This window comes from Pseudomonadales bacterium (assembly GCA_024234215.1).
Taxonomy (GTDB): domain Bacteria; phylum Pseudomonadota; class Gammaproteobacteria; order Pseudomonadales; family UBA5862; genus JACKOQ01.
In genome coordinates this window covers 451,706-465,249 of sequence record JACKOQ010000001.1, presented here as the reverse complement: position 1 = coordinate 465,249, position 13,544 = coordinate 451,706, and the positions used below count along the sequence as shown (strand labels likewise).

The 13,544-nt window shown below is 66.2% G+C and carries 12 protein-coding genes; all 12 read right to left on the bottom strand.

All coding sequences use genetic code 11. The features are described 5' to 3' along the window. Positions 1-2: 2 nt before the first annotated feature. From H7A13_02275 to mraZ, 12 genes are read right to left on the bottom strand one after another with little or no spacing between them, the layout of a single operon-like run. Positions 3-941, bottom strand: a complete 939-nt coding sequence (locus H7A13_02275; protein MCP5332175.1) for a D-alanine--D-alanine ligase — start codon at positions 939-941, stop codon at positions 3-5. Next, on the bottom strand, positions 938-2,392 hold the full coding sequence (gene murC / locus H7A13_02270; protein ID MCP5332174.1) for a UDP-N-acetylmuramate--L-alanine ligase: 1,455 nt from the start codon (positions 2,390-2,392) through the stop codon (positions 938-940). The genes H7A13_02275 and murC overlap by 4 nt, the downstream gene beginning before the upstream one ends. Then, on the bottom strand, positions 2,376-3,479 hold the full coding sequence (gene murG, locus H7A13_02265) for an undecaprenyldiphospho-muramoylpentapeptide beta-N-acetylglucosaminyltransferase (GenBank protein ID MCP5332173.1): 1,104 nt from the start codon (positions 3,477-3,479) through the stop codon (positions 2,376-2,378). The genes murC and murG overlap by 17 nt, the downstream gene beginning before the upstream one ends. Next, positions 3,476-4,663, bottom strand: coding sequence for a putative lipid II flippase FtsW (gene ftsW / locus H7A13_02260; GenBank protein ID MCP5332172.1), 1,188 nt, complete (start codon positions 4,661-4,663; stop codon positions 3,476-3,478). The genes murG and ftsW overlap by 4 nt, the downstream gene beginning before the upstream one ends. Then, positions 4,654-6,018, bottom strand: a complete 1,365-nt coding sequence (locus H7A13_02255) for a UDP-N-acetylmuramoyl-L-alanine--D-glutamate ligase (protein MCP5332171.1) — start codon at positions 6,016-6,018, stop codon at positions 4,654-4,656. Before H7A13_02255 ends, ftsW begins: the two co-directional genes overlap by 10 nt. A gap of 3 nt (positions 6,019-6,021) precedes the next feature. After that, positions 6,022-7,104: a phospho-N-acetylmuramoyl-pentapeptide-transferase gene (locus H7A13_02250; GenBank protein MCP5332170.1), complete on the bottom strand. Its 1,083-nt coding sequence runs from the start codon at positions 7,102-7,104 to the stop codon at positions 6,022-6,024. Then, positions 7,104-8,468: a UDP-N-acetylmuramoyl-tripeptide--D-alanyl-D-alanine ligase gene (locus H7A13_02245; protein ID MCP5332169.1), complete on the bottom strand. Its 1,365-nt coding sequence runs from the start codon at positions 8,466-8,468 to the stop codon at positions 7,104-7,106. The genes H7A13_02250 and H7A13_02245 overlap by 1 nt, the downstream gene beginning before the upstream one ends. Beyond that, on the bottom strand, positions 8,465-9,901 hold the full coding sequence (locus H7A13_02240) for a UDP-N-acetylmuramoyl-L-alanyl-D-glutamate--2,6-diaminopimelate ligase (protein ID MCP5332168.1): 1,437 nt from the start codon (positions 9,899-9,901) through the stop codon (positions 8,465-8,467). The genes H7A13_02245 and H7A13_02240 overlap by 4 nt, the downstream gene beginning before the upstream one ends. Positions 9,902-9,951: 50 nt before the next feature. Further along, on the bottom strand, positions 9,952-11,667 hold the full coding sequence (locus H7A13_02235) for a penicillin-binding protein 2 (GenBank protein ID MCP5332167.1): 1,716 nt from the start codon (positions 11,665-11,667) through the stop codon (positions 9,952-9,954). Continuing rightward, positions 11,664-11,936, bottom strand: coding sequence for a cell division protein FtsL (gene ftsL, locus H7A13_02230; GenBank protein ID MCP5332166.1), 273 nt, complete (start codon positions 11,934-11,936; stop codon positions 11,664-11,666). The genes H7A13_02235 and ftsL overlap by 4 nt, the downstream gene beginning before the upstream one ends. Positions 11,937-11,977: 41 nt before the next feature. Further along, on the bottom strand, positions 11,978-12,928 hold the full coding sequence (gene rsmH / locus H7A13_02225) for a 16S rRNA (cytosine(1402)-N(4))-methyltransferase RsmH (protein MCP5332165.1): 951 nt from the start codon (positions 12,926-12,928) through the stop codon (positions 11,978-11,980). Next, complete coding sequence (gene mraZ, locus H7A13_02220; GenBank protein ID MCP5332164.1) at positions 12,928-13,395, bottom strand: division/cell wall cluster transcriptional repressor MraZ; 468 nt, start codon at positions 13,393-13,395, stop codon at positions 12,928-12,930. The genes rsmH and mraZ overlap by 1 nt, the downstream gene beginning before the upstream one ends. Between the last annotated feature and the right edge of the window lie 149 nt (positions 13,396-13,544).

The window sequence follows — 13,544 nt, the reverse complement described above, 5'->3', positions numbered from 1 at the left end:
CATCACCGCTCCCTCTCGGAGGTGGCCAGAATGTCGATCACCAGTGCCTCGAATGAGAGCCCGGCCGCCTTGGCCGCCATCGGCACCAGGCTGTGGTCGGTCAGGCCGGGGACCGTGTTGGCCTCCAGCAGCCAGAAGTTGTCCGCCGCATCGGCCAGCAGGTCGATCCGCCCCCAACCCCGGCAACCGAGGGCGGCAAAGGCCGCCAGCGCCAGCGACTGCACCTTCTGCTCATCGGCCGGCGCGAGCCCGCAGGGGCAGAGATAGCGGGTGTCGTTGGCCTGATACTTGGCGACAAAGTCATAGAAGGTGTGCGAGGTCTCGACCCGGATCACCGGCAGCGCCTCTCCATGCAGAATCGACACGGTGTATTCGGCGCCCTCGATCCAGCGCTCGGCCAGCACCTGCTGGTCGTAACGCAGTGCCAGCGTCAATGCCTGCGCATACTCCGCCGCGGAGCCGACCCGGCTGATGCCAATGCTCGACCCCTCATGGTTGGGCTTGATCGCCACCACCGGACCGACCCGGTCCAGCACCTCTTCCCACGGCGTCTGCGCCGTGACCTGCATGAAAGGCGGCGTCGGCAGACCCAGCCCCCGCCACATCTGCTTGCTCATCTGTTTGTCCATCGCCAGTGCCGAGGCCAGCGCCCCGCTGCCGGTATAGGGACGATCGAGCAGATCGAGCAGCGCCTGCAGCGAGCCATCCTCGCCTCCGCGACCATGCAGGGCGATGAAGGCGCGGTCAAAGCGGCTGTCGACCAAGCGCTCGACCAGTCGCTCATCGGCATCGACCACCTCGACCTCGATCCCCTGTGCCCGCAGCGCATTGAGTACCGCCGCACCGCTGCGCAGGGAGATCTCGCGCTCGGCCGAGCGGCCGCCATGGAGCAGCAGCACCTTGCCGAACCGCTCACGCAGTGAAACCGAAGCCGTGCTCATCGATACTCCGCCCAGTTCAGTCTGCTGGCCGCGATGCGGTTGGCCAGGGCACCGACATTGCCCGCTCCCTGCACCAGCAGGATGTCGCCACCCTTGAGCAGTTGCCGCAACAGCTCCGGTACAGTGGCCTGATCCTCGACGAAGAGCGGCTCGACCGGGCCTCTCTGGCGGATGCTGCGACAGAGCGCCCGGCCGTCGATGCCGGGAATCGCCGGTTCGCCCGCCGCATAGACCTCGAGCAGCAGCAACAGATCGGGCCGCGACAGCACCTGCACGAAATCTTCGTAGAGGTCACGGGTGCGGCTGTAGCGGTGCGGCTGGAACAGCATCACCAGCCGCCGCTCCGGCCAGCCGGCCCGGATCGCATCGATGGTGACGGCCAGCTCGCGCGGATGGTGGCCATAGTCGTCGATCACCATCACCTCGCCGCCGCTGTCGAGCGCAAACTCACCACGCAACTGAAAGCGCCGCCCCACGCCGGCGAACTCACCCAGCCCCTGCTGGATCTGTTCGACATCGACACCCTCGTCGACCGCCACCGCCATGGTGGCCAGCGCATTGAGCACGTTGTGCCGGCCCGGCATCTTCAGCTCGATCGGCAGGCCGGAACCACCCGGCCAGCGCACGTTGAAGCGCACGGTGTTGCGCTGCTGGACGACGTCATACGCATGGAAGTCGGCCTCTTCGCTGAAGCCATAGGTGAGCACCGGCCGGCCGATCTGCGGAATCAGTGCGCGCAGCCGTGGTTCATCCAGACAGACCACCGCCAGGCCGTAGAACGGCAGGTTGTGCAGGAATTCGAGGTAGGTGCGCTCCAGCCGGTTGACGTCGCCGCCGTAGGTCTCCATGTGGTCGAGATCGATGTTGGTCACCACGGCGACCAGCGGTTGCAGGTGCAGGAACGAGGCGTCACTTTCGTCCGCCTCGGCGACCAGGTAGCGGCTGGCACCCAGCCGGGCATTGCTGCCGGCGCTGTTGAGGCGCCCACCGATCACATAGGTGGGATCGAGACCGGCCTTGGCCAGCACGCTGGCGATCAGGCTGGTGGTGGTGGTCTTGCCATGGGTGCCAGCGACGGCGATGCCATGCCGGAACCGCATCAGCTCGGCCAGCATCTCGGCACGCGACACCACCGGCAACCGCTGGGCCCGCGCCGCCAGCAGTTCGGGATTGTCCGAGGTCACGGCGCTGGAGTAGACCACCACATCGGCACCGCTGATCCGACCCGCCTCGTGGCCGAACCCAATGGTGGCACCGAGCCGTTCGAGCCGGCGGGTGTTCTCGCCGGCCGACAGATCCGAACCGGAGATGCGATAGCCCTGATTCAGCAGCACTTCGGCGATGCCGCACATGCCCACACCACCGATGCCGATGAAGTGGATCTGGCGGATGCGGCGCATCTCCGGAATGTCGATGGCGACCCGGTTGACCGGTTCAGGCAGCTTGACCATGGGCCACCTCCTGACAGCAATCGGCCATGCGCTCGGCCGCCTGGGGCCGGGCCAGGGTCTGGATTCGCACGCCCAGCGCCAGCGCACGGGCCGGTTCGCGCACGAACGGCTCGAGCCGGGCTGCCAGCGTCGAGGCATCCAGCGTGGCCTGCGGCAGCAGTTGTGCGCCACCGACCTGCTCAACCACCCGACCATTGACACTCTGATGGTCATCCACCGCAAAGGGATAGGGCACCAGCAGCCCACCGACACCGGCGCAGCAGAGCTCGGCCAGGGTCAGTGCTCCGGCCCGGCAGAGCACCAGATCGGCCCAGCCGTAGGCTGTGGCCATTGCGTCGATGAAGGGCTCGACCCGCGCCTCGACACCGGCCTGTCGATAGCCCGCCCGACAGGCCTCATCCTTGCCGGCCCCGGCCTGATGCCAGACCCGCGGGCGCAGCTCGGCCGGCAGCAGCGCCAGCGCCTGCGGCAGCAGCTCGTTGAGCGCGGCCGCCCCCAGGCTGCCTCCCAGAATCAGCAGATGCAGCGGTTCGCCATCGGCACGGCGCCGCTCGAACCGCTGTCGTGGCGATTCCAATGCACAGATCTCTGCCCGCACCGGATTGCCGACATGCTCCACCCCGGCGCCGCCGAAGGTGGCAGGAAAACCTTCGAAGGTGCGCCGCGCCAGCGGCCGCAGCAGCCGATTGGTCACTCCAGCCACCGCATTCTGCTCATGGATCAGCAGCGGACGGCGCAGCAGCCAGGCCGCCAGACCCCCAGGGCCGGCCGCAAAACCGCCCATGCCGAGCACACAGTCGGGAGCGATGCGGCGGATGCAGCGCACGGCCTGCCACACTGCCCGCACCAGTTGCAGCGGCGCGCCGAGCCAGCGCCGCACTCCAGCACCACGCAGACCGCCGACATCGAGGCAGTTGAGCGAAAAACCGGCCGCCGGCACCAGCCGCTGCTCGATGCCGTGGCGGCTGCCGAGCCACTCGATCCTGGCGCCCCGGCTTTGCAATACATCGGCCACCGCCAGCGCCGGAAAGACATGCCCTCCGGTGCCACCGGCCATGATCAGTACCGTGAGGCTGCGCTGGCTCATGGGCTCTCCTCCTCGCTCCGGATGGGCAGGCCGCTTTCGGCCTCCACCCGCAGCAGCAGCGCCAGCATGAAGCCGGTCACCACGATGCTGCTGCCGCCATAGCTGATCAACGGCAGCGTGAGCCCCTTGGTCGGCAGCAGGCCAGTGTTGACGCCGAGGTTGATCAGTACCTGGATCGCCAGCATCAGCGTGATGCCGTAGGCCAGATAACCGCCGAACAGCCGCCCTTCGCACTCGGCGTTGCGGGCAATCACCAGCCCGCGCCAGATCAGCATGACGAAGAGCGCAACCAGCGCCAGACAACCCAGCAGTCCCAGCTCCTCGGCGATCACCGCAAAGACGAAATCGGTGTGCGCCTCAGGCAGATAGAAGACCTTCTGCACACTGTTGCCAAGACCCAGTCCGAACCACTCTCCTCGTCCGAAGGCAATCAGCGCCTGCACCAACTGATAGCCACTGCCATACTGGTCGGCCCAGGGATCGATGTAGGCCTTGATCCGCTCCAGACGGTAGGGTTGCGCCACCAGCAGCAGGCTGCCCAGGGCAATGCTGCCGAGGATCAGCGTCGAGAAGCGCAACACCGCCATGCCGGCAAGAAAGAACAGACCCAGCACCGTCGACATCAGCACCACCACCGCGCCATAGTCGGGTTCGAGAATCAGCAGGGCGATCACCAGCCCCAGAATCAGCATCGGGTTGAAAAAGCCGGTCCAGCGCTGCTGCACCTCGACCCGGTGACGCACCAGGTAGCCGGACAGATAGATCAGGATGAACGCCTTGGCGATCTCCGAGGTCTGCACGCTGACACTGCCGAAACCGAGCCAGCGCGCGCTGCCATTGACCTTGCGGCCAATGCCCGGCACCAACACCAGCACCAGCAGCACGATGGCGACCAGCAACAGGCGCGCGCCATGCCGCTCCCACCAGGCCAACGGCACCCGTCGGGTCAACAGCAGCACACCGGTGCCGATCAGCAGCCACAGACCATGCCGCTTGCTGTGATACCAGGCATCCCCCAGGTTGGTGGCATCGATGTCGACCGAAGCCGACGTGACCATGACCCAGCCGAACAGTGCCAGCGCCAGCATCGGCAGCGCCAGCAGCAGGTCGACCCGATCAGCCGCCACCGGCCGCTTGAGCAGGTTGCCCCACAGGGTGGTCATGGCCGGTGGACTCAGTGACATGCTGCCAACTCCCGCACTGCGCGCTGGAACGCCGCACCGCGCTCGGCAAAGCCGCTGAATTGATCGAAACTGGCACAGGCGGGTGCCAGCAGCACGCAATCGCCGGTCTGCGCCAGATCACGCGCCTGCCGGACGGCCTCATCGATCCCTTGCACCTGCACGCTGGGCGTGACCGGATCGAGCGCGGCAGCGATTTCGCCACCATCAACCCCCATCAGCACCACCGCCCGCGCGTGATTCCGCACCGGCTCGCGCAGGCCGGAAAAATCGGCGCCCTTGCCGACACCACCCAGAATCAGCACCAGCTTGCCAGCGAGATCGGCTGCCAGACCCCGTATCGCCGCGACGGTGGCCCCGACATTGGTCGCCTTGGAATCATCGACATAGTCGACGCCATCGATGCGGTCGATCCATTGGCAGCGGTGCGGCAGACCACCGAACTCGAGCAGTGCCTCGACCATCGCAGCGCGCGGCAGGCCGATTGCGCTGCCGGCCGCCAGCGCGGCGAGCATGTTGCCGTGGTTGTGCAGGCCGCGCAGCTTGAGCGCATCGGTTGCCACCCAAGGCTCGTCCCCTTGGGCGAGATAGCGCCTGCCACCCTGCTCGATCAGGCCGAACTCCTGCGCACTGGCCGGCCGTCGCAGCCGGTAGGACCAGCGCCGCACCGTCGCCCCGTCCATCCTGGTCTCGGGGTCGTCACTGTTCGTCACCACCTGGCGGACGCCATTGAAGATGCGCCGCTTGGCCGCGCGGTAACTGGCCAGGTCAGCGTAGCGGTCCATGTGGTCTTCGCTGAGGTTGAGCAGCAGCGCCACTTCGGCATCCAGCTGCTCGACCAGCTCCAGTTGAAAGCTGGAGAGCTCCAGCACCACCACCTCGGCTGCGCCCTGTTCCAGCAGCTCCAGCGCCGGCGTGCCGAGGTTGCCGCCCACCACCACCCGACAGCCGGCACGCCGTGCCATCTCACCGATCAGCGTGGTCACCGTGCTCTTGCCGTTGGAGCCGGTCACGGCCACCAGTGCGCCCTCGGTCTGCGCCCGGAACAACGCGATGTCGCCGGTGATGCGCGCGCCCGCCGCTGCGGCCTGGCGGATCGCCGGCTCGCCGAGCGGTACGCCCGGGCTCACCACCAACTGCTCGAAACGGCTGAACAGCGCTCCATCGAAAGGCCCCAGGTGGCAGGCCACGCCCGGCTGTTCAGTGCGCAGCTGCTCCAGCCCGGGCGGCATGGTGCGGCTGTCGGCCACGGCGAAATGGATGCCCTGGCGCGCCAGAAAACGGGCCACCGACAGGCCAGTCGCGCCCAGCCCCACCACCAGGGTCTGCATCTTTTCAGTGGTCGCGACACTGTGCATGCGTCACCTCAGCTTCAGCGTGGCCAGACCGATCAGCACCAGCACCAGGGTGATGATCCAGAAACGGACGATCACCCGCGGTTCGGGCCAGCCCTTCAGCTCATAGTGGTGGTGCAGCGGCGCCATGCGGAAGATGCGCCGCTTGGTCAGCTTGTAGTAGCCGACCTGCAGAATGACCGAGACCGTCTCCATCACGAAGACCCCCCCCATGATGAACAGCACGATCTCCTGGCGCACGATGACCGCCACGGTGCCCAGTGCAGCGCCCAGCGCCAGCGCGCCGACATCGCCCATGAAGACCTGCGCCGGATAGGCGTTGAACCAGAGAAATCCAAGTCCGGCACCGACGATCGCCGCACAGAACACCAGCACCTCGCCGGCCCCCTTGATGTGCGGAATCAGCAGGTAGTCGGCAAAACCGGCATGGCCGGCGACATAGGCGAACAGGCCCAATGCACCGCCGACCATCACCGTCGACATGATCGCCAGCCCATCGAGGCCATCGGTCAGGTTGACGGCATTGCTGGTGCCGACGATGACGAAGTAGACCAGCGGGATGAACAGCAACCCGAGGTTGATCGAGACATTCTTGAAGAAGGGCAGCAACAGCTGGGTCTGCTCCGCAATGGTGGCATTCTGGAACAGGAACAGCGCGGCGGCGATGCCGATCAGCGACTGCCAGAAATATTTCCAGCGCGCCGGCAGGCCGATCGAGTTCTTCTGCACCACCTTGCGGTAGTCATCGACCCAGCCCACCGCGCCAAACAGCAGGGTCACGCCCAGCAGCAGCAGGATGTAGCGGTTGCTCAGATCGGCCCACAGCAGCGTGCTGGTCAGCATCGACAGCAGAATCAGCACCCCGCCCATCGTCGGCGTGCCGGCCTTGCTCAGATGGGTGGCGGGTCCAAGCGTGCGGATGCTCTGCTTGATCTGCAATCCGGCCAGACGGTCGATCACCCAGGGACCGGCCAGCAGCGCGATCGCCAGCGCGGTCAGCACGCTGAGAATCGCCCGCAGCGTGAGGTAGCGGAACACGCCGAACAGCGACTCATAACCGGCCAGCTGACCTGTCAGCCACAGCAACATCAGCAGACCTCCTGCTGGCTCAGCGCCTCGACCACCCGTTCGAGCCGGGCACTGCGCGACCCCTTGATCAGCACCACCCAGCCCTGCTGCAACCGTGGCTTCAGCCAGGCAATCGCCGCATCGACATTGCCGCAGGCCACGGCGCCGGCACCGAAGGTTTCGGCCGCCACTGCCGCCACCTCACCGACCGTCACCAGCTGATCGACCCCATGCTGTCTGGCATGGCGGCCGATGTCGCGGTGCAGCTCCAGCGTCGTCTCGCCCAGTTCGGCCATCTGTCCCAGCACCAGAATGCGCTCCCCCTCCTGCAGGCAGAGCAGATCGATCGCCGCCTTCACTGCCGTCGGGCTGGCGTTGTAACTGTCATCGATCACCACTGCACCGGAACTGCCCTGCAACCGCATCACCCGGCCGGCGGTTGGCTTCACCCGCGACAGACCGCGGGCGATGCTGGTCAGATCGATGCCGAACGCCACGGCCGCCGCCGAAGCCGCCAGCGCATTGGAAACCATGTGGCGACCGTAGAGCCTGAGCGCGACGGCGATCTGGCCTGCCGGCGTGTTCAGCTCGAAACGGTACCGCCCATCCGCATCCGCCACCTGGTCGGTCGCGGTGATCTCGGCATCGCTGCCGCCCTGCAGGCTGAAGCTGATGACGCGCCGACCTGCCGCCCGTTCACGCCAGGCGTCGTAGCCGGCATCATCCCGGTTCAACACCGCAACGCCATCAGGCGGCAGGGCATCCAGAATCTCACCCTTGGCCATCACGACCCCGGCGTGAGAGCCAAAACCCTCCAGATGTGCCTCGCCGGAATTGGTGATCACCGCCACCTTCGGCTTGGCCAGAGCGGCGGTGTAGGCGATCTCGCCCAGGTGGTTGGCCCCCAGCTCCAGCACGGCATAGCGGTGCTGCGCTTCCAGTTCGAGCAGCGTCAGCGGCACGCCGATCTCATTGTTGAGGTTGCCGCGGGTGGCATGGGTCGGCGCCACTTCAGCCAGAATCGACGCGGTCAGCTCCTTGGCCGTGCTCTTGCCGCAACTGCCGGTGATCGCCACCAGCTCTCCGGTGAAGCGGCCGCGGTTCAACTCCGCCAGCCGCCCCAGCGCCAGCCGGCTGTCACTCACCTGACAGTGCGGCAGCGGATAGGGAATCGGCTGCTCCACCAGCGCCGCCACCGCGCCGCGTGCAATGGCCTGATCGATGAACTGATGTGGATCGAATTGCGGTCCGGGCAGCGCCACGAACAGATCGCCCGCCACCAGCTTGCGGGTGTCGGTGCAGACCGAGCCGAAACAGACATCCGCACCTTGCAGCCGGCCCGCGCACGCTGCACAGCAATCACTCAGCTTGAAGCTGCCGATCATGCGACCCGGTACCTTTGCAGCGCGGCCTCGACGATCGCATGGTCGTTGCAGGGATGGCGCTGACCTGCCACCTCCTGGTAACGCTCATGCCCCTTGCCAGCCACCAGAATCCAATCCTCGGCGGCCGCCTGTCCGATGACCTGCTCGATGGCGCGCGACCGCTCATGCTCAACCAGCACCTCGGCCGCACCGACACCAGAGAGGATCTGGTCGGTGATGGCGACGGGCGACTCACTGCGCGGATTGTCATCGGTCACCATCACCCGGTCGGCCAGGCGGACGGCAATCGCCCCCATCAACGGCCGCTTGTCGCGATCACGGTCGCCACCGCAACCGAACAGACACCAGAGCGCTCCGTCACAGTGCTCGCGCAGTGCTTCGAGCACGCTCTGCAGCGCCGCTGGCGTGTGGGCATAATCGATCACCACCGTGGGCCTGCCGGCACCGCCCAGCCGCTCCATGCGCCCCTCGACCGGCCGCACCGCACGGCATGCCGCCAACAGGGCAGAAAACTCAAAACCGCGACCCGCCGCGACCGCCAGCGCTGCCAGCAGATTGGCCAGGTTGAAACGACCGAGCAGCGTCGTCACCAGTTCGCCACGTCCCCAAGGGGTGGTCAGCCAGGCGCGCAGCTCACCCTGGGCGATCGACCGGATTTCGGCATGCAGGTCGGCCTCGGGCCGCTCCAGGCTGCAGGAGAGCGCCTCGACACCCTCCGGCACCCGCTTCAGGAGTTCACGACCGAACGGGTCATCAAGGTTGATGACCACCCGCTGCAGCCCCGGCCAGACGAACAGCCGCGCCTTGGCGGCGCCGTAGCGCTGCATGTCGCCGTGATAGTCGAGATGGTCGTGGCTCAGGTTGGTGAAGACCGCCTCATGGAAGCGCACGCCATCGACCCGCCCCTGATCGAGCGCATGTGAAGAGACCTCCACCGCCACCGAATCGGCCCCCTGCGCCAGCAGTCGGGCCAGCAGGCCATGCAGTTGCACGACATCGGGGGTGGTGTGGCGGGTCGGCGACAACTGACCGAGAAAGCCATTGCCCAGGGTGCCGATCACCGCGCAGTTATCGCCCTGGCTGCCCAGCAACTGCGCCAGCTCATGACAGACCGAGCTCTTGCCATTGGTGCCGGTGACCCCGGTGACCCGCAGCTGCGTCGATGGCGCATGATTGAAGCGGTCGGCCAGTTCACCCAACCGCTGCCGCAGCGCCACAATGGCCACCACCGGCGCGGTGGTGGCCGTCGGCGGATCAAAGCCCTCCGCCTCGCAAAGCACCGCCGCCGCCCCGGCGGCCAGCGCCGCATCGATATGACGCCGACCATCGCCATGCAGTCCCGGCACCGCCAGAAACAGATCTCCCGGCCGCACCTGCCGACTGTCGAGCGCAAGGCCGGTCACCGGCAACTCACCGCCGGCCATCCCCGGCATGGCCAGCAGCGTGGCGAGACTCATTGCGGCACTGCCCGTCTGCTGCTGCATCATGGCGTGCCACCCTTGGCCACCTGCAGCCCCTTGCCGCCCTCGGGCGGCACATCCAGCAGCCGCAGGGTACCGGTCATGACCTTGCCGAACACCGGCGCCGCCACCGCACCACCGTAGTAGGCACCCGCAGTGGGGTTGTCGATGATGATGACGGCCACCACCCGCGGCTGCTCGACCGGCGCGAAGCCAGCAAAGACCGACAGGTAGTTGCTCGCCTCATAACCGCCAGTGCCGATCTTGTGGACCGTGCCGGTCTTGCCGGCCACCCGGTAGCCCGGCACCCGCGCCTTGAAGCCGGTGCCGCCCGGGGTCACCACCTGCTCGAGCATCGCGACGATCTGACGGTTGACCTGCGAATCGATGACCCTGACCCCCGGATCCACCGCGCTGTCGGCCAGAATCTTGATCCCGCGCCGCACACCATCGTTGGCCAGCACCGAATAGGCTTCGGCCAGTTGCAGCGGGGTCACGGCCAGCCCATAGCCAAACGAGAGCGTGGCCCGCACCAGTGGATGGCGCATCGAGCCGGATGGCAGCGATCCCACCGCCTCACCAGGAAAGCCACTGCCGGTGGAACGCCCGAGTCCCACCTGATCGAACAGGTCGCGCACCGCCGTCTCTTCCAGCGTCAGCGCCACCTTAATGGTGCCGACATTGCTCGACTTGGAGAGCACATGGCTCAGATCGATCACGCCGTAGTTGTGGACGTCACGAATCACCTTGCCATTGATCTGGATGTATCCCGGCGTGGTGTCGATGACCGTGCTCGGCTGATAACGGCCGCTCGCCAGCGCCACCGCCAACGTGAAGGGCTTGACCGTGGAGCCCGGCTCGACCAGATCGATGATCGCGCGGTTGCGCAGATTGTGCGGCTGGAGTCCAATGCGGTTGTTGGGGTTGAAGGAGGGCTGATTGACCATCGCCAGCACATCACCGGTGGTCGAATCGAGCATCACCACCGAACCACCGGCGGCGCCATTCTCCTGCACCGCCGCCTTCAGTTCGCGGTAGGCCAGCGCCTGGATGCGGGCATCGAGACTGAGCCTGAGCTCTCCGCCCGGACGCGGATCCCTGATGCGACTCAGCTCACGAATCGGCTCGGCACGCCGATCCTGCAGCACCTTGCGCCGTCCATCCTGACCGCGCAGATGGCCATCGAAGGCCAGCTCCACCCCCTCCTGACCGTGGTCGTCGACATTGGTGAAACCCAGCACATGGGCCGTCACCTCGCCATCGGGGTAGTAACGTCGATATTCGGTCCGACCGTAGATGCCCGGCACCTTCAAATCGAGAATCGCACTGGCCAGATCGGGCGGAAGCTGACGACGCAGGTAGAGAAATTCCCGACGCGCGGCGGCCCCCGCCTGCAGCTTGGCGATCAGCTCTTTCGGGTCGATTTCGAGCGCGCGTGCCAGCTCCGGAATCCGCTCGGCAGCGGCCAAAACGGATTTGGGATTGGCGCAGATCGACTCCAGCGGCGTACTCACTGCCAGCGGATGACCATTGCGGTCGATGATCATGCCGCGGTGCGCCTCGATCGTCTCGGTGCGGATGGCCCGCGCGTCGCCATGCCGCTGATAGAAGTCGCGGTCGAAAACATGCAGGTCGAACAACCGCCCCATCATCGCCAGCGCCGCCACCGACAGCAGGACGGCGGCCAGCCGCAGCCGCCAGACCGAAGCCGGTTCCAGCAGTGCGACTGCCTGTTTCATGGCTTCACCACCAGCAGATTGGCGGCATCCGGCGCCCCCATCTGCAACCGGCTGACGGCCAGCTCCTTGATCCGATCGTGTGAAGCCAGGGTGCCGCGCTCGAGCAGCAGGCGGCTCCACTCGACCTGCAACTGGTCACGCTGCCGCTCCAGATCCCGCAGCTCGCCGTGCGCCTGCCGGGTCAGATGGGTGCTCTGCACCACGGCGATCGCCGAAGCCACCACCGCCACAACCAGCGCTCCCAATATCAGGTTCGTCACTCGGCCCATGCCCGTTTTCCGTTCTGTTTTCATCGGGTTCCGCCTTCAACTCAGGCCAGCTTCTCGGCCGCACGCAGCACCGCACTGCGCGCCCGCGGATTGCTGTTCAGCTCCTGCTCGCCTGCGCGCTGACCACCCGACAGCAGCCGCAGGCGGCGCTTGAGCAGAGCGGCCGGCACCGGCAACTTGGCCGGCAGATCGTCACCGCGCGCGTGGTGACGAAAAAACCGCTTGACGATGCGATCTTCCAGCGAGTGGAAGCTGATCACCACCAGCCGCCCTCCGATCGCCAGCACTTCGAGCGCCTGCTCCAGTGCACGCTGCAACAGCGTCAACTCATCGTTGATGGCGATGCGGATCGCCTGAAAACTCTGGGTGGCTGGATGACGATCCTTGGGCCAGCGAGGGTGAGCCGCCGCCACCACCCTGGCCAGCTGCACCGTGCCAAGCAGCGGTGTCTGCCGCCCGGCCGCGACAATCGCCGCCGCGATGCGGCGAGCGAAGCGCTCTTCACCATACTCGCGCAGCACCCGTTCCAGCTCCGCCTCATCGACCCGCGCCAGCCACTGGGCTGCACTTTCGCCCCGACTGGGATCCATGCGCATGTCGAGCGGCCCATCGCGCATGAAACTGAAACCGCGCCGCGCCTCGTCGAGCTGCGGCGATGAGACCCCCAGATCGAGCAGCACGCCACTCACCTGACCACGCCAGCCACGGCTGCTGGCCAGTGCTTCCAACTGGTCGAACGCGGCGTGGACCAGCTCGATGCGCGCATCGCCGCCGAATTCCTGCACGCCATGGGCGATCGCTTCCGGATCACGGTCGAGCGCCAGCAGTCGTCCCCGCTCGCTCAACCGCTGCAACAGCGCCCCGCTGTGCCCGCCACGACCGAAGGTGCCATCGATGTAGCAACCACCGCCATCGCTGAACCAGAGCGCCATCGTTTCCTCCAGCATCACCGGTCTGTGCGCCGGCTCGATCGGAACAGGCTCCCGCGACATCAGATCGAAAACCCGCGCAGCTCATCCGGCACCATGCCACTCTGGACGCGCTCCTCTTCGATCCAGCGATCCCGCTCGACACTCCAGCGATCCTCGGCCCAGATCTCGAAACGGTTGCCCTGCCCAAGCAGGATCACCGGCTTGCTCTTTTCCAGATTGGCGTATTCGCGCAGCAGCGGCGGCAACAGAATGCGCCCTGCCGTGTCCATCTCGACATCGTTGGCATGACCCAGCAACAGTCGCTGAATGCGTCGGGTGGCCGGATTGAAGCTCGGCAGCGCGCTGATTTTTTCCTGAAGCACCTCCCATTCCGGGAGCGGAAAAAGCTGCAAACAACTCTGCTGGGTATCGATGGTCACCACCAATCCGGCACCACCGCAGGCCAAAAGCTGGTCACGAAACCGGGCCGGGATCGCAATGCGACCCTTGGGATCAAGACTGACCTGCGCAATGCCGCGAAATGCCATGAAGTTTCCACCCAGCGGGAGGGCATTTCAGCCCTTTCACGCCACATAACGACACTTTTCACCACCACGCACACTATATGGAGCGCAAAATGGGCTTGTCAAGGAAAATCACGGCCTCTCACAGCAGAAACGCTGTCATTAAAATTCTT

Coding starts and splice junctions, on each gene's coding strand:
- H7A13_02275 (MCP5332175.1), bottom strand. CDS start 941: ATGAGCACGGCTTCGGTTTCACTGCGTGAGCGGTTCGGCAAGGTGCTG.
- murC (MCP5332174.1), bottom strand. CDS start 2,392: ATGGTCAAGCTGCCTGAACCGGTCAACCGGGTCGCCATCGACATTCCG.
- murG (MCP5332173.1), bottom strand. CDS start 3,479: ATGAGCCAGCGCAGCCTCACGGTACTGATCATGGCCGGTGGCACCGGA.
- ftsW (MCP5332172.1), bottom strand. CDS start 4,663: ATGTCACTGAGTCCACCGGCCATGACCACCCTGTGGGGCAACCTGCTC.
- H7A13_02255 (MCP5332171.1), bottom strand. CDS start 6,018: ATGCACAGTGTCGCGACCACTGAAAAGATGCAGACCCTGGTGGTGGGG.
- H7A13_02250 (MCP5332170.1), bottom strand. CDS start 7,104: ATGTTGCTGTGGCTGACAGGTCAGCTGGCCGGTTATGAGTCGCTGTTC.
- H7A13_02245 (MCP5332169.1), bottom strand. CDS start 8,468: ATGATCGGCAGCTTCAAGCTGAGTGATTGCTGTGCAGCGTGCGCGGGC.
- H7A13_02240 (MCP5332168.1), bottom strand. CDS start 9,901: ATGCCGGGGATGGCCGGCGGTGAGTTGCCGGTGACCGGCCTTGCGCTC.
- H7A13_02235 (MCP5332167.1), bottom strand. CDS start 11,667: ATGAAACAGGCAGTCGCACTGCTGGAACCGGCTTCGGTCTGGCGGCTG.
- ftsL (MCP5332166.1), bottom strand. CDS start 11,936: ATGGGCCGAGTGACGAACCTGATATTGGGAGCGCTGGTTGTGGCGGTG.
- rsmH (MCP5332165.1), bottom strand. CDS start 12,928: ATGTCGCGGGAGCCTGTTCCGATCGAGCCGGCGCACAGACCGGTGATG.
- mraZ (MCP5332164.1), bottom strand. CDS start 13,395: ATGGCATTTCGCGGCATTGCGCAGGTCAGTCTTGATCCCAAGGGTCGC.